At 69.3% G+C, this 20,236-nt stretch carries 19 protein-coding genes, 1 tRNA gene and 1 pseudogene; 11 read left to right on the top strand and 10 right to left on the bottom strand.

Going from position 1 to position 20,236, the window contains the following annotated elements:
- Window positions 1–83: 83 nt before the first annotated feature.
- Window positions 84–1,439 carry a hypothetical protein gene (locus AB0M62_RS11020; protein ID WP_366073841.1) on the bottom strand — a complete coding sequence of 452 codons (1,356 nt, stop codon included), beginning with the start codon at window positions 1,437–1,439 and terminating at the stop codon, window positions 84–86.
- A 72-nt stretch (window positions 1,440–1,511) separates the two neighbouring features.
- Complete coding sequence (locus AB0M62_RS11025) at window positions 1,512–2,282, bottom strand: DUF4097 family beta strand repeat-containing protein (RefSeq protein WP_366073842.1); 771 nt, start codon at window positions 2,280–2,282, stop codon at window positions 1,512–1,514.
- Window positions 2,283–2,465: 183 nt separating this feature from the next.
- Between AB0M62_RS11025 and AB0M62_RS11030 the strand changes: the two genes are divergently transcribed.
- Both AB0M62_RS11030 and AB0M62_RS11035 read left to right on the top strand, forming a co-directional pair.
- Window positions 2,466–2,540: transfer RNA gene (locus AB0M62_RS11030), tRNA-Val, on the top strand.
- A 389-nt stretch (window positions 2,541–2,929) separates the two neighbouring features.
- A complete protein-coding gene (locus AB0M62_RS11035; RefSeq protein WP_366073843.1) occupies window positions 2,930–3,232 on the top strand; it encodes a hypothetical protein in 303 nt (100 codons plus the stop codon).
- Window positions 3,233–3,325: 93 nt separating this feature from the next.
- On the opposite strand, the gene AB0M62_RS11040 is transcribed toward AB0M62_RS11035, so the two are convergent.
- Entirely contained in the window at window positions 3,326–4,378 is a 1,053-nt protein-coding gene (locus AB0M62_RS11040; RefSeq protein ID WP_366073844.1) for an acyl-CoA desaturase, read from the bottom strand.
- Between the two features lie 911 nt (window positions 4,379–5,289).
- Here AB0M62_RS11040 and AB0M62_RS11045 point away from each other — a divergent pair.
- Window positions 5,290–5,562 (top strand): hypothetical protein, encoded by a 273-nt coding sequence (locus tag AB0M62_RS11045; RefSeq protein WP_366074011.1) that lies wholly within the window; start codon window positions 5,290–5,292, stop codon window positions 5,560–5,562.
- A gap of 529 nt (window positions 5,563–6,091) precedes the next feature.
- Complete coding sequence (locus AB0M62_RS11050) at window positions 6,092–6,643, top strand: tellurite resistance TerB family protein (RefSeq protein WP_366073845.1); 552 nt, start codon at window positions 6,092–6,094, stop codon at window positions 6,641–6,643.
- A 482-nt stretch (window positions 6,644–7,125) separates the two neighbouring features.
- On the opposite strand, the pseudogene AB0M62_RS11055 reads toward AB0M62_RS11050, so the two are convergent.
- Window positions 7,126–7,326 (bottom strand): annotated as a pseudogene (locus AB0M62_RS11055) (SDR family oxidoreductase); the annotation flags it as partial.
- A gap of 410 nt (window positions 7,327–7,736) precedes the next feature.
- Between AB0M62_RS11055 and AB0M62_RS11060 the strand changes: the two are divergent.
- Together AB0M62_RS11060 and AB0M62_RS11065 are read left to right on the top strand one after the other, a co-directional pair.
- On the top strand, window positions 7,737–8,141 hold the full coding sequence (locus AB0M62_RS11060) for a hypothetical protein (protein ID WP_366073846.1): 405 nt from the start codon (window positions 7,737–7,739) through the stop codon (window positions 8,139–8,141).
- A gap of 588 nt (window positions 8,142–8,729) precedes the next feature.
- Window positions 8,730–9,131, top strand: a complete 402-nt coding sequence (locus tag AB0M62_RS11065; protein WP_366073847.1) for a DUF5994 family protein — start codon at window positions 8,730–8,732, stop codon at window positions 9,129–9,131.
- A gap of 76 nt (window positions 9,132–9,207) precedes the next feature.
- On the opposite strand, the gene AB0M62_RS11070 is transcribed toward AB0M62_RS11065, so the two are convergent.
- The gene (locus AB0M62_RS11070) at window positions 9,208–9,897 is read right to left on the bottom strand and encodes a hypothetical protein (RefSeq protein WP_366073848.1); all 690 of its coding nucleotides are present in this window, start codon (window positions 9,895–9,897) and stop codon (window positions 9,208–9,210) included.
- 104 nt (window positions 9,898–10,001) lie between these two features.
- Here AB0M62_RS11070 and AB0M62_RS11075 point away from each other — a divergent pair, with 104 nt between their 5' ends.
- A complete protein-coding gene (locus AB0M62_RS11075) occupies window positions 10,002–10,241 on the top strand; it encodes a DUF2277 domain-containing protein (protein WP_366073849.1) in 240 nt (79 codons plus the stop codon).
- Between the two features lie 217 nt (window positions 10,242–10,458).
- Here the strand turns inward: AB0M62_RS11075 and AB0M62_RS11080 are convergent, their stop codons facing one another.
- The 3 genes from AB0M62_RS11080 to AB0M62_RS11090 form a co-directional block, all read right to left on the bottom strand.
- Window positions 10,459–11,094: a VTT domain-containing protein gene (locus AB0M62_RS11080; RefSeq protein WP_366073850.1), complete on the bottom strand. Its 636-nt coding sequence runs from the start codon at window positions 11,092–11,094 to the stop codon at window positions 10,459–10,461.
- Between the two features lie 265 nt (window positions 11,095–11,359).
- Window positions 11,360–13,051 carry an alkaline phosphatase D family protein gene (locus AB0M62_RS11085; RefSeq protein WP_366073852.1) on the bottom strand — a complete coding sequence of 564 codons (1,692 nt, stop codon included), beginning with the start codon at window positions 13,049–13,051 and terminating at the stop codon, window positions 11,360–11,362.
- A 174-nt stretch (window positions 13,052–13,225) separates the two neighbouring features.
- On the bottom strand, window positions 13,226–13,867 hold the full coding sequence (locus tag AB0M62_RS11090) for an HNH endonuclease family protein (RefSeq protein ID WP_366073853.1): 642 nt from the start codon (window positions 13,865–13,867) through the stop codon (window positions 13,226–13,228).
- Window positions 13,868–14,211: 344 nt separating this feature from the next.
- Here AB0M62_RS11090 and AB0M62_RS11095 point away from each other — a divergent pair, with 344 nt between their 5' ends.
- Both AB0M62_RS11095 and AB0M62_RS11100 read left to right on the top strand, forming a co-directional pair.
- A complete protein-coding gene (locus tag AB0M62_RS11095) occupies window positions 14,212–14,973 on the top strand; it encodes an ABC transporter permease (RefSeq protein ID WP_366074012.1) in 762 nt (253 codons plus the stop codon).
- Between the two features lie 248 nt (window positions 14,974–15,221).
- Window positions 15,222–15,803 (top strand): TMEM165/GDT1 family protein, encoded by a 582-nt coding sequence (locus AB0M62_RS11100; protein ID WP_366073854.1) that lies wholly within the window; start codon window positions 15,222–15,224, stop codon window positions 15,801–15,803.
- A gap of 408 nt (window positions 15,804–16,211) precedes the next feature.
- On the opposite strand, the gene AB0M62_RS11105 is transcribed toward AB0M62_RS11100, so the two are convergent.
- Together AB0M62_RS11105 and AB0M62_RS11110 are read right to left on the bottom strand one after the other, a co-directional pair.
- Window positions 16,212–16,889, bottom strand: coding sequence for an HAD-IA family hydrolase (locus AB0M62_RS11105; protein ID WP_366073855.1), 678 nt, complete (start codon window positions 16,887–16,889; stop codon window positions 16,212–16,214).
- A gap of 125 nt (window positions 16,890–17,014) precedes the next feature.
- A complete protein-coding gene (locus AB0M62_RS11110; protein ID WP_366073856.1) occupies window positions 17,015–17,233 on the bottom strand; it encodes a peptidoglycan-binding domain-containing protein in 219 nt (72 codons plus the stop codon).
- 34 nt (window positions 17,234–17,267) lie between these two features.
- On the opposite strand from AB0M62_RS11110, the gene AB0M62_RS11115 reads away from it, so the two are divergent.
- Both AB0M62_RS11115 and AB0M62_RS11120 read left to right on the top strand, forming a co-directional pair.
- On the top strand, window positions 17,268–17,768 hold the full coding sequence (locus AB0M62_RS11115) for a hypothetical protein (protein ID WP_366073857.1): 501 nt from the start codon (window positions 17,268–17,270) through the stop codon (window positions 17,766–17,768).
- A 416-nt stretch (window positions 17,769–18,184) separates the two neighbouring features.
- Window positions 18,185–20,224: an MFS transporter gene (locus AB0M62_RS11120; protein ID WP_366073858.1), complete on the top strand. Its 2,040-nt coding sequence runs from the start codon at window positions 18,185–18,187 to the stop codon at window positions 20,222–20,224.
- The last annotated feature ends 12 nt before the right edge of the window (window positions 20,225–20,236 follow it).

A 20,236-nucleotide genomic window follows, 5' to 3' on the forward strand; every position in this document is an offset into this window, starting at 1 on the left:
CGCGCCACGGCGTAAACCGTCCTCAGCCCTCTCCGCGCCCGGGGCTCCCATCCGCCCACGGGCAGCTCCCCGGGCTTGGCTCGTCAGCTCCCCGAGCTTCGCTCGTCGCGGATCTCCGCCACCACCCGTGCCGTGGTCCGCCGCACCGCTTCCGTCTCGGTCAGGAAGTGCCAGTAGTCGGGGTGCCGGCCCTCAAGGCCGGCGATCGCACGCTCCAGCCGGGCCACGCTGTCGTCAAGCGGTCGGGCGTGCCGCGGGTCCGGGGTGTTGCGGCCGGCCATTGCCAGCCGCTGGGCGTCCCGGATGGCGAAACGCGTGCGCTGGATCTCCTGCTGCGGATCCTTCGACACGGCGTTGAGGCGCTGCAGCCGGTCGCCGGCCGCGGAGACCGCCTCGTCGGTGGAGTTCAGCAGCGCCCTGACCGTACTGAGGAGTGAGGTCGCATCCGCCCAGCGCTGTTCCTCACGCGCCTTACCGGCCTCGCGCAGCTTGTCCTCCGCCTGCCGTATGGCGTCGGCCGCCTGCTCAGGCACCGGTTGCAGGTCCTGCCAGCAGGCGGCGGTGAACCGGCGGCGCAGCTCGCTGAGGACGGGATCGACTTTGCCGGCCCGGGTGGTGAGGGCTTGTGCACGCGTCCTGAGCGAGACGAGCCGGCGGTCGATCTCGGCGGCACGCTCGGGAAGCCGCTCGGCTTCGGTCCGTACGGCTTCCGCGTCACGCAGTACGCGATCGGCGCGCTGGATGGTCTCCTGCACGCCGTGCTGGCCCGCGCCCTGGTTGAGCTTGGTGAGTTCGGGGGCGAGGGCGGCGAGCCGTGCGGCAAGATCGTCCGCCCTCATTCCGGACTCGCGCACCGCATCGAGAGCATTGCTCGCCGCGAGAAGCGCCTGTCGCGCCCGTTCGACCGCCGGAGCGAGCCGGGCGAGCTGTGTCTCGGCCTTGTCCAGCAGCGGGCCCAACCCCTGCGTAAAACGGTCCAGCTCCCCCTTGACCCGTACCAACTCGTCCTTGGCCCGGTCCAGCTCCCCGCGCGCCCGGACAGCCACCGACGCGTCCAGATCATCCCGGTCGAGGTCATGGGCGTCGATGGCGGTGATGTACCCGTGGCTGACCTCGTCGATCCGGCGCCCCAGCGCGGCGAAACCCTCCACGGCCCTGCGGGCCCCGGGCGAACTGTCCACAGCCGTGATCGTCTCGATCGAGATGCGCAGATCCCGCTGCGCCGTGTCCAGCTCATAGAAGGCGGCGGCCGCCGCATCCTTAGAGGCTTGCGCCTCGGCCCGCCGGCTGTCGTCCCGCCCGCCGAACCAGCGCCGCGTACCCCCGCCGGCGACGGCCAGGGGGAGCACTGCCGACAGCACGACCGGCAGCAGCATCAACGCGACGGCGCCCCGTACAGCACCCACTTTCGTGTACGGCTGCGCGTGTCTGGCCGTCACAATCCCTCTCCCGTGCTGGGTCCGCCCTGCCGGTTCATTCTCCCACCAGGTAAAGACGAACACACGGGCTGGTTAGTTCGCGCTTCGTACCGTTACTTCCCCGCTGTCGCTCCGCGCCGTGACCACGTGCGCACTGGCCTCACTACGGTCGACCTTCACATCGACGTCCCCGTTGTCGCTCTCGGCAGTCACCTTGTACGCCGCCCGCGGCAGCTCCACGGTCAGGTCCCCGTTGTCGGTCGAGGTCTCCACGCGCCCAGGCACCTTCGTCAACGCCAGCCGCACGTCCCCGTTGTCGGACCGGGCCGCGACCCGCGTGGACGTGGCGCCGCTGACCCGCAGGTCGCCGTTGTCCGTCTTCACCTCCAGCTCGCCGCTGACGTCCTCGACGGTCACGTCACCGTTGTCTGAACGGACGGTGAGCTTGTTGTCGAACCCCGACGCGACGACGTCCCCGTTGTCGCCCTCCACCTTCACCACCACCCCGCGCGGAACCTTGATCCGGTGCTTGACCGCGCAGCCACTGACCAGCGCGTCGCACTCCGTCCGCAGCATGAGCGTGCTCCCGTCGAGAGCCCACGTCACCTCGGGGTCCTCCCCGAGAGCGGTCCACCCGCTGAACCACCGGGTCACCTCCAGCTGCTTCACGTCGGCGGGGGCGATCTCGATGTCGGAGTCGTCCGCGTCGACGGTCAGGGTCTTGGTCTTGCCGCTCAGCGCGAAGGCGCGGGTCTCCGGCTCCTTGTCGTCGGACTCGGCGGAACCGGAACCGCACCCGGTCACGACGAGCGCGGCGACCAGGGCCCCGCCGGCGGCGAGGAATGTACGAGTACGGAGAGCCATGCTGATCCCCCAAGGTCATCAACTGGCGCCACGGCCATGTGCCGAGCCCACCCACGACACTACGAACGCCGCCCGCCCACCAGCATCCGGCCGCCCACCGAATCCCGGGTGGGGCTAGCCCCCGCCCGGCGGACGGGTTTGCGTCAGTGGTGCTGGTGCAATGTAGGCTGTCCACTCATCCACGGGTGCGTAGCTCAGGGGTAGAGCGCTGCTCTTACAAAGCAGATGTCGGCGGTTCGAAACCGTCCGCGCCCACCAGTAGGAAGCACGACAAAGGCCCAGGTCACCGGCAACAAACCGGAGGCCTGGGCCTTGCTCGTTCCTCCACCATCTCGGCGGGGAGCGGCGTCGTGCCAGCTACGTGCCAGATGCCTCCTCTGGATCTTCCTCAGCGGGCTTGGCCGGCCGAACTTTCTTGATCTGCTCATCGATTCGCGGCCAGCGTACGGGCCCCGATCTCTCGCCCCATGGCAGCTCCCGCCCAAAGCCTCTCCGCACCGCCCGCGCGGACACGCGCATGGCGACGGCGGTAGTGCAGGAAGCGCATGGTCCCCCGTCACCACACTTGGCGTGCGAGCAACACTCGGGCGACCTAGCATCGCCCGTGACCAGTCAATTCTGCTCAAGCGGGAAGGCGAAGCCACGCCGTGTACATGATGCGCGAGGTCTATCAAGCTGAACGCGGGAAGGCGCCGGAGATCGTGGCGGCGTTCACGACCCTCACCAGGATGTTTGAAGAGGCTGGGTATACAAACCGGCGAATCTACGTCGATTACGCCGGTCCCATGGATACGGTTGTCTGCCAATGGGAATTCGACAGCCTCGACCAGTACTTCACCATGGAGCGAGAGTTCTTCGTAAACCCAGACGAGAACGCGAAGTCACTGATCGACGCGTTTAACAGCAACGCGACATCTGGCTACAAGGAGATCTACGAGGTCATCCAGTAGCGCACCACCTGACTTGCGGCTGACTGTGAGGATGTGGATGGTGCCGCCCGAGGGGTCTGACCCTTAGGGCAGGAGAGCGGGGCTAGGCGTGGGCTAGGCGGGGGCGGCGTGCCGGATCGGCGCTCCGGCCTGGTGGAGGCTGGCGAGGGCCTGTCGGTACGAAGTGATCAGGCTGGTTTCCAGGTAGTTCACTCCCAGATCCTGGCAATGGCGGCGGACGATTGCCTGTGCCCTGCGCAGATGCGGGCTGGGCATGCTCGGGAACAGATGGTGCTCGATCTGGTAGTTCAGTCCGCCGAGTGCGACGTCGGTGAACCATCCACCGCGGACATTGCGTGAGGTGAGCACTTGGCGCCGCAGGAAGTCGGGGCGGTCGTCGTCGCCGGTCAGGATCGGCATGCCCTTGTGGTTGGGGGCGAAGATCGAGCCCAGGTAGACCCCGAACAGGCACTGGTGAACCACAAGGAATGCAATGGCCATGCCGGGCGGCAGCACCAGGAACAGGGCACCGAGGTAGAGGGCGAAGTGCGCGAACAGCAGACTGCCTTCCGCCACGCGGTTCTTAAGCGAGCGGTCGGCCAGCGACTTCACGCCGGACAGGTGCAGGTTGAAGCCCTCGAGAGTGAGGAGAGGGAAGAACAGGAACGCCTGAAAGCGGCCGAGCAGACGGGGCAGCCCTTGTGCGGCGTGGGCCTGATTCTGCGACCAGACCAGGATGTCGGGGATGAGGTCGGGGTCCAGTTCCTCATGATTGGGGTTGGCGTGGTGGCGCGTGTGCTTGTCCTGCCACCACCCGTAGCCCATCCCGATACCGGCGTTTCCAGCGATACGGCCGGTTCGTTCGCTGGCCTTGCGGAGCCGGAACACCTGCCGGTGCGCCACATCGTGCGCGAGGAGCGCAACCTGGCCGAAGACGACGGCGAGGAACGCCGCCACCCCGAGCGTCCACCAGCTGTCGCCGACGAGGACGAACGCGATCCACCCGCAGACGTAGAGGGCAGTGACCGCAGCGATCCGGGCGGCGTAGTAGCCCGGGCGGCGGCCCATCAGGCCGGCGTCGGCAATCTTCTTCGACAGCCGGGCGAAGTCACTCCCCGCCCCCTGTCGGATGTCGGGCGGGGGAGGGTGAACGGTCTGCGAATCCATAGAAAACGAGCTCCCTCAACGGGTGTCGGATGCGGTCGGCACTGACGGCCGCAGTGGTCAGGAACGACCTTGTCCATCGCCACGCACGAATCAGCCGTCGCTGCCGGGAGAAAGCCGTGTCAGAGGGCACCATCCACGCAGCAAGGTAGGCCGACAATTCAGAGGGTCTCGGCGCGCACACCGCATGCGTGTCGGCCACCGCACGCTCCCGTACATGACGGGCCCCTTCCAGGGCGCACACGGGTCACGGCGACCGACTCACTCCATTCAACGAGTGTCAGCCACCACAGGTTCCCGGGACACGTGCCCGCCCCAGCCGCGGGCTCACTGTCGTGGGGATTGACTCGCTCAATGCCATAAGCCGGAGACCCTCACCTGCTGTCTGACCACCGTCGCTAGAGGCACAGCGGACGAGTACGCCCCAGAACCACAGGAGGACCGTCTCAGTTTCCGTCTCATTCAGCTGCGTTCACAAGCGTTGAGCCCCGCCGCGAGACCATTCCCACCACGGTAGCCACCCCGCCGTGCACGCAGGTGAACGCCATCAGACGGACCTCGCCGCACCACCAACAGACTTTGAAAGCGTGCACCGGGTCCGTGCGCAGCGACGCCAGTGGTGACGGCAACAAGAGCGGACGACGGCAGAGGTCGGCAGCCGACCACGGTCGTGAAGGCAACCGGTCAGGCCGGGCAGGAGGGACGTGCCCGCATCCTCTAAACGCCTACCCATACCGGTGCTCCGAAGCGGGACTGAAAGGCCGGCCACACGAAGCGCCCATGTCTGGTCCTGTGGGGCCAGGTATGGGGGCGTGTGCAGGATCTGCACACGGGCCTCCAGATGCGAGCGTCCGCCAAACGAGTGACCCTGGTGAAGGTGCCCTGCCCCCTCATACACCACAGGGAGAACCATGATGATCCAAATGCTGCATGACAAAGGCCTCCGCAGCGAACACGCCTACACTGCGGCCTTCGTGTCCATCGGCCTGTCCATCGCCGCCTGGGCCGGATCACTCAAAGTCGAACCCGGAGTTGGCCTCGCCCGCGCCGACCGGTGGGGAATCTTCGTAGGCGAATGGGCGCCCACGTTCTTCGGCCTCGGGCTGGCGCTGTCCCACTACGAGCAGCAGGACGGCACGCTCACCGCCAACGTGCACGACCTCCGCAGGGAACGGGAAGCCATGTAGCACGAGCGCCCGCCCCCGGCGGGGGGCGGGCGCTCGTGCCGAGACTTCGCTGGCGGCCAGTCAGCACATCTTGAATCGACGCGGGTCGAGTTGTACGAGCACGTATCAACCGCCGCGCCCGTCGACTTCCGCAGCGTCGCGGTGTCCTTGTCGTTGTGCAACTCCGCGTACCTCGCCCCATTTACAGTGCCGGCAACTGAGGAGTGACGAAGGGGAAGGCTTTCGCCCGTTCGGATGAAAGACGGGACAATTCCGCCGGTAGGAATTATTCACAGCCAGGGCGCCGTCTGCCCTACGAGCGACCACGCCCCCGCCGCCCCGCATAAGGCCCAGCAGGACGCCTACGTTACGGACGCCCAGCCTGTGTTGGTCGATTCGGCGTCGGGTGATGCTTGCCCTCTGCCCTTCGCGCACCGGGCGCCGGCAGGGCGGCTGCGGAACTTCGGAGGGTCGGGAGGCGTTGGCAGGAGGCCGCGCGGAAAGCGCGCGGACGACCGGAACGATATGGGCAGAAGCCGAGGTGGCGCGAGTGGCGATGTGGGATCGGATCAAGGACCAGGCCAAGAATCTGCAGCAGCAGTCGCAGGGGACTCGGGGCTCTAGCGGACACGGGCGGTCGAGTGCGGGGTCCGCCGGCGGATCGCGGGCGCAGCTGGTGAACACGCTCAAGTCCCAGCTCACCTCCCTCAAGACCGAGCTGAAGAGCGGCGCTTACCGGGACGCCAGCATGGCGATGTGCGCCTTGGTCGCGGCTGCCGACGGGCATGTCGACCCGGCCGAGCGGCAGCACGTGGAGTCGCTGATCCTGAACAACGACGTCCTGCAGAACTTCCCCTCCGACCAGCTGCGGCAGCGGTTCAACAAGCACGTCGACCAGCTGGCGTTCAACTTCCAGCAGGGCAAGGCGGAGGTCATGCAGGAGATCGCCAAGGCGGCGAAGAAGCCGACGGAGGCCAGGGCGGTCGTGCAGACCGGCTTCGTCATCGCCGGTGCGGACGGATTCGTCGCGCCGGCCGAAGAGCAGGTCCTGCGAGAGGCGTGCTCTGTGCTCGGACTGTCCCCGCAGGAGTTCGGCATCTGACCGTGCGCCACCGCACCGGACCGCACGGCTGTAGCCGTCGGCATTCTGACCGCGGGGCAGGCACACCCTCGGGGCAACAACTGGAGACGGACAGCTGTCCACAGAATCGGTGCGGTAGACGTCTCCTTACATCCAGAGGCCGCACGGCGCGGCCCGCCGCCCTGTCTTCGCCAGCGGCGGGCCGCGCCGAGCGGCGCACCAGGTGCTCGGGAAGTGGGGCCGGAAACTGTTGTGGCTGGGCGGTCGGCTCGACGGCTTGGGGCAGCCACTTTCGGGCGAGCCTCCCCGAGCCGCTCGCCAACGGTTCGACTCGAGTGGGACGAAATCTGCCCCGTCGACGAGCACCTTGACCGCGATGGAGCCGATGCAGTTGAGGATGGGTAGCGGCGAGGGAAGCGAAGCGCCGTCGGTCCGTGGGTCATGGCTGACGGGTCCTCACAAGGGCTGTGTAACCACGTCTGCGCGGAGATCCATCCGCTTTCGACGCTCAGTATCTGGCCTGTGACGTACGAGCTGGCCGGCGTCGCGAAGAAGGGCACCGCATGAGCGACCTCCTCGGGCTCGCCCAGCCGCCCCTGCGCGTACTGGCCGCTCAGCGACCTTTCGATCTCGGGGTCGGCGAAGAGGCGCAGCCCGAGCAGTTCGGCCCTGCCCCGCTCACCGTCCCGCGCTGTGCGTTTCATGAGGGCGCAAGCGGTCTCGGCGACACGGGTGAACGACCGGTACGGGTTGCGCGGCTCGATCGGCCGGCCGGTTCGCGTGGTGAAGACGTAGCTGCTGTAGCGCGGATCGCAGGGCGCATCTTCGTGACCACCCGCATGCATTCGGCGGTCGTCCCTGGCTGCCTTCCCCGGGGCCCTGTCTCGGATTAACAGGACCGTTGTCGTCCGTCAAGCCACGCGATTCAGGGGCGTGACGTGATTCGACTACCAGGGCCTACTGGAAATGGGTTCACCGGAGGAGGTGGCCCAGCTGTATCGGTCGTAACAACCAGGGCCGTGCGGTTCACCGGAATTCGTCCGCCTGCCGAAGGGAGCGGTAGCCGGCAGGGTCGTTCGATATTCCGTTCACTTTCTTGCTGGAGGAGATTCCCATGACACACCCATTCCGAACGCGACGTTTTCTCGTGTTCGCCGCCTCGAGCGCCGTGGTTGCAGGAGGCGTGTTGTTGCCCACCGGCGCATTCGCCGCCGCCCCGACGGCGCCGTACGTAGTGGCAGCCGACAACGATCACGGTAACCCCGATGACAGCGCCAATCTCATCGGTAAGGCGGACAACCCTATCGGCGTCAAACCCGACGACAGGGCTAACCTCATCGGCAAGGCGGAAAACCCCATCGTCGTCAAACCCGACGGCAAGGGCGGGCAGGGCAAGGGCCCGGGCAAGGGCCCGGGCAAGGGTGGCCCAGGGAAGGGCGGGCGCACCGATGGCGAGGTGGTAGTCGCCCCCGATGACCCCGTATGGGTCTGCGTCGCTGCCCCATGCGGCCCGAGCTAGGAACTCGAGTCACAGCTGGGCCGGGTGGGTGCCGGGAACCGCGGTGCTCTGGGTTCCCGGCAGCCACGACGGTTGGAGCACTCCGTAGCTGGGTTCCGGCAACTCGGCCCAGGTGCCGGCCCAGCTGGTCGGGTGCGTCGCAGTGGTGTTGCGGCGGCGGAGCAGCTGCCTGGGGTGTCCCCGAGCAGTACGTCGACGCCGTGGCCGATCCGTTCGGCATGGAGAGTGACGTGCGCGCGGGGGTACTCGCCGCGCAGCACCTGGGAGATCTGCCGGACCGGCAGTGCGCACCCAGGACGCTTCTCCTCGGCCGCGAGCTTGATCAGCAGCTCGGTCGAGGCCGCCCGGCGAGATGATTGTGCAGGTCACCGCCCTCGGGAAGGTCTCGGACGAACGCGCGCAACGCCCCCGCCCGCCGACGGACGCCGGGCGGGTCTGGTGCTCAGGAATGGGCTGGCAATCATGCGTGGGCCGGTGATCACGGGTGGGCCGAGCGATCAAGGGGTGGGGGAGCGGCGCGCGGTAGGCTGGGCGTAAGAGATCGTTCCGGCCGGCGGTTGAAGCTGTGGCCGGTACGCAGTCGTCCAGATGGCTATCAGCTCCGAGGTCGATATGCAGACGGTCGCCGCACATCACGTGCTGCCGGTCCGGTTGGCCCTTGCGGGACCGGAGGCCGTGCCGCGCCGCATTGACGGCGCGTGGTGGCCCCGTACCCATGACCTGCGTGACGAGCTGCCGTCGCTGCTGGCGGCGTTGAGCGCGAGGTGGGGCCGTATCACCCGAGTCACCGTGGATGCTGCCCAGTGGCTCGCGGGGCCGGGCAGGCTGGCCGTGGCCGGCCGCGTGGTGCACATCAAGCGGTCCGCCGCTGCGGCCGACCGGGGCCGTGTCTGCCTGCTCTCGTACGGTGTCGGCCGCTGCGACCTCGTGGTGGTACCGCCACACACCCCGGCGGAGGAGGCGGCCCGCCTGATGGCCGAGCACGCCTGATGGCCGAGCGCGCCTGAGGGCCGAGCGCGCCTGAGGGCGGCCTACGGCTGGTTATGGCGTGCGCCTGATCTGTCCTTCACGTTGCGCTCCGTCGCATTACGGTGCGTGCCCGGCGGGCCGTGGCGATCAGGATGACGCCCGCGGCGATCATCCACAGGGCCAGGAGCAGCGGTGTGAACCACACGCTGAACGGTCCGGCCAGAGACAGCACCGCAACGGCCAGGCCGAACCAGCCGAGCCGCAGGGGTACCGCGCCGGTATCCCGTGCCACCCGCCAGATCGCGAACAGCATGACCGCCGCCCCGGTCATCGCCGCGATCGTGGCGCCGTACGCGATGTCCATCAGCAGGATCGCCATGAGCGCGGTCTCCGGACCGATCCGGAAGACCTCCGAGTGGCTCGCGGTGATCCCGAAGGTGTTCCCCGCGAGCGCCGAGACCATGAGGAACACCGTGAAGACCGTGCCGCCCACCAGCACGAGGTGCGACCGGTTCCCCGCTCTGCGGGACAGGGCGACGAGAAAGAACATGAACAGCAGCGCCGCCGCCAGCAGAAGCAGTACGGATGTCTCCGACAGCGCCTGATTGCTTTCTTTCCGGTGGAACGACACGACCTTGCTGATCGCGTCCTGCTCCTCGATGTCGGGCATGCGCCACGCGAGCACGTACCCCGCGATGAGCAACCCTCCGGCGAGGAGCCCGGCGACCCCGGGCCACAGGTCCCGATGAGGGGCGGGTTCTGTGCTCTGCGACGCCGACGCCGTCATTCGTTGCCTCCCGCACGAGGGTCCCCCAGATTTTGTGGTTTTACCCTATTTTGGCACCCGGGTATTTCGGGCGCCCATTGCTGCGTATGAACCACACTGGGGGTATGTGCCGCAGCATCAAGACTCTCCGTCCACCCGCCATCCCCGAGGAAGCCACCGAGGAGGAGATGCGGGCCGCCGCCTTGCAGTACGTGCGCAAGGTCTCGGGCTTCCGGGCGCCCGCCGCCCACAACCGCGAGATCTTCGACCAGGCCGTGGACGCTGTCGCGGAGGCGACGCGTGTGCTGCTCGAAGGCATTGAGGTACGGGGCAACAGGACGGCGGCGGCCGAGCGCGTCGGCTGAGCGCTCCGCCGGCACGCCCACCCGGCGGCCCGTCGGCTGACGGGCCGGTGCCCCGCCCCCGTGCGCGCGTGGCCCTGTGCGCGCGACCAGTGCCGCCGTGCCCGGCGACTCCGGCCGGGTCAACGAACCGGCGGGCGTGCTGCTCCTGACGGTCTGTCGCCTGGCGAAGAGGCGTTCACCCTTCGGCGGGCGGGAACGCCCCTGGACACAGCCGTGTTCAGGGGGCGACGGAGGCCGGTGTGGGCCGCCGTACGAGGAACGCCGCGGCCGCGCCCGCCGCGAACAGCGCGAGGAGCGAGACCGCCGTGGCGAGCCACGTCGCGCCCAGCCACTGGCCGCCGAAGTACCCGAGTCCCACGCTGTATCCGGCCCACGCCACACCCGCCAGCGCAGACCAGGGCAGGAACTCCATCACCTTGCGGTGGGCCGCGCCCGCTCCCAGGGAGACCACCGACCGGCCGGCCGGAGCGAATCGCGCGATGACGAAGAGCGCGCCGCCGCCCCGGGTGAGGGCCGAGCCGAGACGTTCCTGCGCAGTGGTCAGCCTGCGGGAGCGGGCGATGGCGCGGTCCAGGCGGTCACCGCCGCGCCAGGCCAGCCGGTACGCGAACAGGTCGCCGAGCACGGACGCCGCGGCGGCGCACACCATCAGGACCAGGATGTCCGGGACGTCCTGGGGTACACGCCCAGCGGCTTCGACCGCGGTTGTCGAGCCCGCGGCGGCGGCCGTAGCGGCCGCAATCACCAGAACCCCGCTGGGGAGTACGGGCAGGAAGACGTCGAGGACGACGGAGACGGCCACCACGGCGTAGATCCATGGGCTGGCGGTCAGCGCCCCCACACTGTCGAGCAACGTAACTCCCCGGTTCGAAAACAACGCCGCGACGTCGCAGGGGAGCGGCAGGGGCGGCTGTACAGCCATGCAGCGTACGCCTGAAGTTTCTGTGGAGATCGCATGGGGGCCGTGATGTTCCGCAGATCACTTCACCCGGCTGTCGTCCAGGCGGAGCACGGCCGAGCCGCCTTCAACGTCCGGGTGTCCCGGCGTCCGGGTGGCCCGGTGTACCGGCGTGCCGGGGGCCCCGCCTCCCCATCGTTCCCGTGCCCCCGGGTAGCCCTCACCGCCTCGATGTGCTGCCGCCGCCGCGGCGTTCGGCCGGACGTGCGAGGTCCCGCTCCATTACGGTCGTCAGCCTCGCACCCCCGGCCCGGCGGGCCTGCGCCTGATCCAGTTGCAGCACGGCCGACCGCCCGCGCAGCGCCAGCGTCATCAACTGGTTGCCGAACCACGGCCCGCCGGACTTCTTCCACTGCACCGGCGGCAGCCCCGTCCGGCCGTGCCGGGCCAGTGCCAGCCCCAGCCGTCGGCCGGCCCGGCTCCAGCCGAAGCGGAACCCCAGCTTTATCGACGCGGGGACGCTGTTGTGCACGGGCGAGCAGGTCAACTGCACGACGTGCGCGTCCGATGCGCGGCCGTCCGGCCAGGAAGGCTCGGCGACGTACGCGTGATGCACGTCGCCGGACAGGACGCACACCGTCGCCGGTGCGTCAGGCCCGGTGGCCGCCTCGGCGATCAGGTCGGCCAGCCTGGCGAAGGAGTCGGGGAAGGCCGCCCAGTGCTCAAGGTCGCCGCCCCTGCGTACCTTTTCGCCGATCTTCGCCCAGCGCTCGCCGCGATCGCCTCGGCACAGAGCCGCATTCCAGGCCTCGGCGTCGTGGACCGCGGGCGGCAGCAGCCAGGGCAGCGAAGTGCCGATCAGCAGATGCTCGTACGTTCCGTGACCGTCCAGGGCGTTGTCGCGTACCCACTGCTCCTCGTGGGTGTCGAGCATGGACCGGTTCTGCTCGTCCAGGACCCGGGCCGCCCGGGTGTCCACCATCAGCAGCCGGGTCGTGCCGAAGTCGCGACGATAACTCCAGCGCACCGACTGCGGGTCCTCATCGGCGCGGGCCGTGAAGCGGCGCAGCACGTCGGTACCGTCGGAGGCGGCGCGGACCGCGGCGTACGTCTCGTCCTCGGCGAGCTCGGCGGGGGAGAGGTTGCCGAGGTGCTGGTAGACCCAGTACGACATCAGGCCGCTGAGCACCCGCTCCTGCCACCAGGGCGTGGCACGCATGTCTGCCAGCCAGGCGGCGCTGGTGTTCCAGTCGTCTATGACGTCGTGGTCGTCGAAGATCATGCAGCTGGGGACGGTGGAAAGCAGCCAGCGCACTCCGGGGTCCAGCCACGACTCGTAATAGAGGCGGGTGTATTCCTCGTAGTCCGCGACCTGGTACCCGGGAGGCTCGCTCGGGTCGCGCCGGGCGGCCAGCCAGCGGCGGGTGGCCTCGGAAGTCTCGTCGGCGTACACCTGGTCGCCGAGCAGTACCAGTACGTCGGGCCGCTCGGAGGACGGACCGGAAGACAGTCGTGCGGCCAGCATGTCCAGCGCGTCCGGCCCGACAGGGTCCTTGCCGCCGCCGGGAGGTGCGGCCCAGCGGCAGGAGCCGAAGGTGATGCGGGCGGATCCGGTCGGTACGGCGGGCGTACGGATGGTGCTCGCGGGGAAGCGCGAGTCGGCGAGCGGCCAGACCTGGCGGCCGTTGAGCAGTACCTCGTACGCCGTCTCGGACGCCGGCGTAAGACCGGTGACCGGGATCAGCGCGTAGTGGTGCCCGGCGATCTGGAACGTGTGCACCGAGCCGCCCGCGCCGTCCTCGCAGCGGACCTCGGCCGTGCAGGGGCGGTCGGCCTCGACCCAGACGACCGCCGCCTCCCCGGTGTCCCAGTCGACGTGGCGCAGTAGTGGTCCCAGTCGCAGTCCGGCCATGTCAGCCCCTCCTCCGTCGCCCCGTACGGTACGGAACGACGGAGGTCAGCGGGTAGTTTCCGGTCGTGTCGTTCGTATCTCTCGCCGGTCCGGCGGCGTTTCGCCCGGCTTACCGCTTCGCGTGCCGCCCTCGCGTTTTCTCTGCGCCTCCTTGCCGGTGGCCGTTCAGGTTTGTCAGCAGCCGTTCAGTACTCCCTGGAGGGCGCTCTTCTCGGCCGAGTCGATGCTCAGGGCCCAGTAGTGCTTCACCTGGACCCACATCCGGGCGTAGGTGCAGCGGTAGGCGGTGCGGGGCGGCAGCCACTCGGCCGGGTCGAGATCGCTCTTGGCCTGGTTGACGTTGTCGGTGACGGCGATGAGCTGGGGACGGGTCAGGTCGTTGGCCAACTGCTGGCGCTTGGAGGTGGTCCAGCTGTTCGCGCCGGAGCGCCACGCCTCGGCCAGCGCGACGACGTGGTCGATGTCCAGGTCGGAGGCGGCGGTCCAGGTGGCGCCGTCGTACTCGGAGTACCAGCTGCCGCTGACGGCCGCACAGCTTGAGTCCTGCTGGACGTTCGAGCCGTCGCGCTTGAGGACGACCTCGCGGGTGTTGCATGCACCCGACTGGGTGCTCCAGTGCGGGAAGAGGTCGCGGCTGTAGCCGCTGGAGGAACCTTCCGCCTGCACCGTCAGCTGCCCGAGGTAGGTACGGGCCGTGGACGCGCTGATGGGGGTGGGCGGGGAAGCCTGGGCGGCGGGGGCGGTGAGCAGCCCGCTGCCGACCAGGGCGGCGGTTGCTGCGACAACGGCTATTCGACGCGCGTAGACACCGGACATACGAACTCCCTTGTTGTGGGGGGACCTTGGCCGTGCGACCCCGTCGGGGCCCGGCCATCGTGGCGGCGCGAGATTGCCGGGGGATGGGCGCCAGGTAACAGAGTGGCGACATGAGCACGTCACATCAAGGGTTCTGACGTACCGCCATGTTTCCGCTGTGGCCATAGGGTTGCGACGTGCACGTCCTCGCCGTCCACGCCGTACCTGCTGACCTCGCCGTTCATGCCGGTCATGCCGTTCAGGCCGATCCGGGCGTCCGCGGCCTTCCCGGGGTGCCCGAACTCGCCGTTCCCGCCGGTTCGGTCCCTTCGGTGCGGACCGCCGCGGCTCAGGCCGCCGGCCAGGTGCTGCTGCCGGTGAACGTCACGCTCGCGGCCGTACTCGCCGTACTGCTCGCCGTCGCGGCGGTCGTCGTCGCGGTCGCCCGGCTGTCCGAGGACGGCGGCCGCGGCCGTGCCCGCGAGGTCGTGACCGCGGGCCTGCGGGCCGCGGCCCAACTCGCCGCCGTGTCCCTGCTCATCGGATGGGTGGTGCGGGCGGTTCCGCTGCTGCTCGCCTTCCTGCTGCTGATGTACGGGGTGGCGGTGTGGACCGCGGGCCGGCGCATCACACGCAACGGCTCGTGGTGGTGGGCGGCGGTGCCGATCGGGGTGGCGGTCGTGCCCGTGGTCGCCGCGCTGGTCCTGACGGGTCTCGTCCCGGTGCGTGGGATCGCGCTGATCCCGGTCACCGGGATTCTGATCGGCGGCGCGCTGACCGCGACCGTGCTGGGTGGGCGGCGGGCGCTGGACGAGCTCGATGTGCGGCGGGGTGAGGTCGAGGCGGGGATGGCGCTCGGCTTGCTGGACCGGGAGGCGCGCCTGGAGGTCGCCCGGCCGGCGGCGTCCGATGCACTGCTGCCGGGCCTCGACCAGACACGGACGGTGGGACTGGTCACGCTCCCGGGGGCTTTCGTCGGCATGCTGCTGGCCGGTTCCTCACCGGTGCTCGCGGGGGCTGTGCAGCTGTTTGTGCTGGTCGCGCTGATGGCGGTGCAGGCGGTGGCCGTCGCGGTGGTACTGGAGCTCGTGGCTCGGGGGAGGCTGCACCGGGACGTGCGGCCCTGAGGTTGTGCCGTGTCGCGTACCCTGGACGGAGCAGAAGGGGAGTAGCTCTTCGCCGGAACGTCGACATACTGCTGAGTTCGCTCAGCCGGCGCCCGGAGGCGGACCGTGGATCAGGTCCGCCAGCGAGACCTTCGGCCGCAGTGTCCTTGTGTTTTTGATGACGCTGCCGTGCCGAAGCGACCCCTGAAACAGTCAGGCAGTGATCAGGTCTCTCGGTGCGGCACGCCCGACCGATTGAGGAACCTCACGTGATCAGCTTCAGCATCATGGCGATCGCCTTCGGCGTTGTCTTTCTCGCCGAGCTCCCCGACAAGACGGCCCTGGCCGGCCTGATGCTCGGTACGCGATACCGGGCTTCGTACGTGTTCGCCGGTGTGGCCGCCGCCTTCGCCGTCCATGTCGCGCTGGCGATCGCCGTGGGCAGTGTGCTGACGCTGCTGCCGCACAGGCTGGTGCAGGCGTTCGTCGGCGTGCTGTTCCTGATCGGCGCGGCGGTGCTGCTGCTGAAGAAGGACGAGGGCGAGGAGGCGGTCAAGGCGCCTGCGGACCAGTCGTTCTGGAAGGTGTCCGGCGCGGGATTCATGCTGATCCTCGTCGCCGAGTTCGGTGACCTGACGCAGATCATGACGGCGAACCTCGCGGCGCGGTACGACAGCCCCATCTCGGTGGGCGTGGGCGCGGTACTCGCGCTGTGGACGGTGGCGGGAATAGGCATCCTCGGCGGCCGCACGCTGATGAAGCGCGTCCCGCTGCCGCTGATCACGAAGGTGGCGGCGCTGGTGATGCTGGCGCTGGCGGGGTTCAGCCTGTACGAGGCGGTGGCGGGGTAGGGGCGCGGCTGCTCAGCCGCCCTCGTACAGCCACCGGTGCCACCAGGAGTACGGGCTCCCGCTCCAGTCCGTCCAGTGGTCCTGGTCGGGGTCCGGCAGCGTACGGCGGCGGAACTCGGCGTCGAGGCCCGCGAGTAGATGACACAGCTCGGTGCGCGCCCGGGCGGCCGGCGGCGTTCTTCTCGTTGCCGTACGGCGCGGACCGCGCCGGGCCTTTTACGCGCCATCGGCCTTTCGGCAGATCGTCATCATGGCAGTCATGATGCCATGGAGCTCCCGCAGCCTGCGGAAGTGTCCGGGTGCGAGCACCGGGTCAAATGGCTCCGGAAGCCTGTCCGTTCAGTGAAGCGCCCCGCTGGGGCGCTGGTTGGAGCAGGACAACCGGCCCCGGCGCAGGCGCCCCCCCGCTCAGCCCCCCGTGATACTCACCCGCATAACGCCGTCCTCCACGGCCCCCACGCTTTCGACGCTCACCCGTGTCAGGTCCGCCACGTGCACCGTGGGCCCGTGCTCTGCAGCCCGCGGGCCCACGCCCACCACCCGCATGCCCGCCGCGAGGCCCGCCGCGATGCCTGCCTCCGAGTCCTCGAACACGACGCAGTCCGCCGGGTCGAATCCCAGCTCCGCCGCGCCCTTCAGGAAGCCCTCCGGGTCCGGCTTGCTCGCCCCGACCCGCTCCGCGGTGACGCGTATCCGCGGCATCGGCAGGGCCGCCGCCGTCATCCGCGCCTGGGCCAGTGCCTCGTCCGCCGACGTGACCAGGGCGTGCGGCAGCTCCGTGAGCGCCGCCATGAAGGCGGGCGCGCCCGCCACCGGCACCACGCCCTCCGTGTCGGCCGTCTCGCGGGCGAGCATCACGCGGTTGTCCGCGTGGTTCTGCTCCATGGGCCGCTCCGGCAGCAGGACGGCCATCGTCGCGTAGCCCTGGCGGCCATGGACGACCTTGAGCGCTTCCTCCGGGTCCAGCCCGTGCTCCAGCGCCCACTCCCGCCAGCAGCGTTCGACCACCGCATCGGAATTGACGATCGTGCCGTCCATGTCCAACAGGAGGGCGCGGGCGGTCAGGACAACAGGGGTGGCCGACATCGGCGAGCTCCAGAGCGCGGAAGAAAGAAACAAGCGGTCCCGTCCGCCGGTCAGGGAGTACGGACGGAACCACTTTGTTCCCACACGATACAAAACGGATCGGAGTTCGGCCACCCCGCCCCCGGTTACGGCTCGTGCGTCAGTGATTCGAGCCGGCTGCGGGTCTCGGCGCCGTAGACACCCTCCGCGTCGTCCCTGACGCCGGCGTACATCTGGAATTCGGTCACCGCGTCCCTCAGCCGTCGGCCGAACCTGCCGTTCTCCGGCCCGTCGTACAGCTGCAGCTGCTCCAGCCGCCGCTGCAGCTCGAGCACTTCCGCGCCCTCGTCGCCGTAACGCAGCACGGGCGGATCCTGGGACTGAGTCGGATCGGCCGGTGTGCTCGGGCTGACCAGTGGGCGGGACGAGGACGCGGCTGCCGGCTTCGACGCGCTCGCCGACGCACTGGCCGATGCCGTGGCCGACGTGGAAGCGGTGGCGGATGGCGATCCCGATGCGGAGTCCGAGGCGGACGGTGACGGAGAGTCGGCTTCGGAGGCCGAACTGTCCGGCTGCACACTGGCGGCAGGCGCGGACGTACGTAGGGTCGGCATCGAAAGCTCGACTTCGGGTTCGCCGGAGAACACTCCCGCGGCGAACGTGCTGACCCCGATGACCGCGGCCGCCACGACGGCGGCCGTCGGAACAATTCGTCGTCGCCGCCTCGGCGGCGCATTTCGGCCGCTGGCTGCGGCGGCGGCAGGCATCGTCACGGGCGCCAGCTGCATCGTTTCTGTCGGGTCGCCGCCCGCACCGTCCACCACGGACCCGGTCCCGGTCCCGGATCCGGCAACGGCCCCGGACCCGGGTTCTGACGCGACCCCCGGCGCGGGCTCGTAGGGCTGAGGCGGTTGTGCGGCCTGCACGTCGCCGAGCGGCCGCGGAGCCTCACGCTCCTGGCCGGGAGCCTCACGCTCCGGGCCGGGACCCGGATGCGCCGGGCCGGGATCCGTTCGGCCAAGCGTCACGTACGGACGTATCCGCAGTGGATTGAAGTCCTCCGCCGCCGCGATCTCAGCGGTGCGCTCCGAGCGGAACGCCTCCGCCGCGCGCTCCGCGCAGGCGCATCCGTGACTCCCGTCCGCACCTCTTGCCGTGCCGCATTCTGGACAGCGCTGTGCGCTCACTCCGGGTCCCCTCCCTGGCTGCTGCCAAGCGATTATGCAGACCCCTAGCGGATCTCCCAACTGTCCAACAGGCCATAACCGGCCATAACGATCAGGATGGAGAAGACCGGCGGACCCGAGGAGGAGTCCATGGCTCAGGAAGTGGCCACCCCGGCCGTGGCCCCCGGCAACGGAAAGGCGCAGCGCTCGGTTCCGGTCGTGATCGGCGCACTCCTGCTGGGCATGCTGCTCGCAGCGCTCGACCAGACCATCGTCTCCACCGCACTCCCGACGATCGTCAGCGAACTGGGTGGCTTGGACCACCTCTCCTGGGTGGTCACCGCGTACATGCTGGCCTCGACCGCCGCCACCCCGCTGTGGGGCAAGCTCGGCGACCAGTACGGCCGCAAGAAACTTTTCCAGGCCGCCATCGTCATCTTCCTCATAGGCTCCGCGCTCTGCGGCGTCGCCCAGGACATGCCCCAGCTCATCGGCTTCCGCGCGCTCCAGGGCCTGGGCGGCGGCGGTCTCATGGTGCTGTCCATGGCGATCGTCGGCGACCTCGTCTCGCCGCGCGAACGCGGCAAGTACCAGGGCCTGTTCGGCGCTGTCTTCGGGGCTGCGAGTGTCCTCGGACCGCTGCTGGGCGGGCTCTTCGTCGACCACCTCTCCTGGCGCTGGGTCTTCTACATCAATCTGCCGATCGGTGTCGTCGCCCTGCTGGTGATCGCCGGAGTCCTGCACATCCCGGTCCGCTCGGCCCGGCACACCATCGACTACCTCGGCACCTTCCTCATTGCCGCGGTCGCCACCTGCCTGGTGCTGGTCGCCTCGCTCGGCGGCATCTGGGGCTGGGGCTCGGCCCGGATCATCGGGCTCGCGGTCCTCGGCGCCCTCCTGCTGGCCGCCTTCGTGTACGTCGAGCGGAGGGCGGCGGAACCCGTGCTCCCGCTGGGCCTCTTCCGGATCCGGACCTTCACCCTCTGCGCGGTGATCAGCTTCATCGTCGGATTCGCGCTGTTCGGCGCGCTGGTCTATCTGCCGACCTTCCTCCAGGTGGTGCAGGGCGTCTCCCCGACCCTGTCCGGAGTGCACATGCTGCCGATGGTCCTCGGCCTGCTGATCTCCTCGACCGCCTCCGGCCAGATCGTCAGCCGAACCGGCCGGTGGAAGGTCTTCCCGATCGTCGGGACGGCGGTCACCACCGTCGGTCTGCTCCTGCTCCACCAGTTGAGGCCGGGCACTTCCACGTGGGAGATGAGCGTCTACTTCTTCGTGTTCGGCGCCGGTCTCGGCCTGGTCATGCAGGTTCTGGTGCTGGTCGTCCAGAACGCCGTCCGCTACGAGGATCTGGGTGTCGCCACGTCCGGCGCGACCTTCTTCCGCTCCATCGGCGCCTCGTTCGGCGTGGCCGTCTTCGGCACCGTGTTCACCAACCGGCTCGACGACAAACTGGTGGCGGCTCTCGCCGGGCAGGATCTGCCCCCCGGAATCGGCCCTGCCCAGCTGGAGGCCGACCCACGCTCCATCGCCCAGCTTCCGCCCGAGCTGCGCCCGTCGGTGCTGGGCGCCTACTCCGCGTCCATCACCGATGTCTTCCTCTACGGCGCGCCCGTCGTCGCCGTCGCGTTCGTCGTCGCCTGCTTCCTCAAGGAGGACAAGCTGCGCGCGTCCGTCACCGCCCCGGACACCAGCCAGACCCTCGCCTCCAACCCCGTCGAGCGGTCCTCGCACGACGAGGTGGCCCGCGCCTTGTCCGTCCTGGGCACGCGGGAGGGGCGTAAGCACATCTACGAGAAGATCGCCGCGAAAGCGGGCTACGACCTGCTGCCCGCCTCCAGCTGGCTGCTGCTGCGCATCCACCGGTACGGCTCCGTCGAGCCCGCGCTGCTGGCCGAGCGCACCGCCGTACCGCTGCGGGTGATCAACGAGGCGTCGCGGCAGGTGGAGGAGCGCGGTCTCGCCCGCCGGGAGGGCCTGCCGCTCATACTGACCGACCGTGGACGCGAGGTGGCGGGCCGGCTGGCCAAGGCGCGCGAGGAGTCGCTGGCGCAGCTGCTGGGCGACTGGTGGGGGCCCGACCGGCCGAGGGACCTGGTCAAGCTGGTCGAGGAGCTGAACGCGGAGCTGTGCGGATCGGATGAAGAGGAGCCGTACGACACCGGACCGAGGCGCGACCACGCGAGATGAGCGCGCGCCGCT

This window comes from Streptomyces sp. NPDC051219, from assembly GCF_040682335.1.
In the GTDB taxonomy this organism is placed as follows: Bacteria; Actinomycetota; Actinomycetes; order Streptomycetales; family Streptomycetaceae; genus Streptomyces.

Excerpts from the sequence above, each read along its gene's own strand:
- AB0M62_RS11025 (WP_366073842.1), bottom strand. The coding sequence starts at position 2,282 with ATGGCTCTCCGTACTCGTACATTCCTCGCCGCCGGCGGGGCCCTGGTC.
- AB0M62_RS11040 (WP_366073844.1), bottom strand. The coding sequence starts at position 4,378 with ATGGATTCGCAGACCGTTCACCCTCCCCCGCCCGACATCCGACAGGGG.
- AB0M62_RS11045 (WP_366074011.1), top strand. The coding sequence starts at position 5,290 with ATGATCCAAATGCTGCATGACAAAGGCCTCCGCAGCGAACACGCCTAC.
- AB0M62_RS11060 (WP_366073846.1), top strand. The coding sequence starts at position 7,737 with ATGACACACCCATTCCGAACGCGACGTTTTCTCGTGTTCGCCGCCTCG.
- AB0M62_RS11065 (WP_366073847.1), top strand. The coding sequence starts at position 8,730 with ATGGCTATCAGCTCCGAGGTCGATATGCAGACGGTCGCCGCACATCAC.
- AB0M62_RS11070 (WP_366073848.1), bottom strand. The coding sequence starts at position 9,897 with ATGACGGCGTCGGCGTCGCAGAGCACAGAACCCGCCCCTCATCGGGAC.
- AB0M62_RS11075 (WP_366073849.1), top strand. The coding sequence starts at position 10,002 with ATGTGCCGCAGCATCAAGACTCTCCGTCCACCCGCCATCCCCGAGGAA.
- AB0M62_RS11085 (WP_366073852.1), bottom strand. The coding sequence starts at position 13,051 with ATGGCCGGACTGCGACTGGGACCACTACTGCGCCACGTCGACTGGGAC.
- AB0M62_RS11090 (WP_366073853.1), bottom strand. The coding sequence starts at position 13,867 with ATGTCCGGTGTCTACGCGCGTCGAATAGCCGTTGTCGCAGCAACCGCC.
- AB0M62_RS11105 (WP_366073855.1), bottom strand. The coding sequence starts at position 16,889 with ATGTCGGCCACCCCTGTTGTCCTGACCGCCCGCGCCCTCCTGTTGGAC.
- AB0M62_RS11120 (WP_366073858.1), top strand. The coding sequence starts at position 18,185 with ATGGCTCAGGAAGTGGCCACCCCGGCCGTGGCCCCCGGCAACGGAAAG.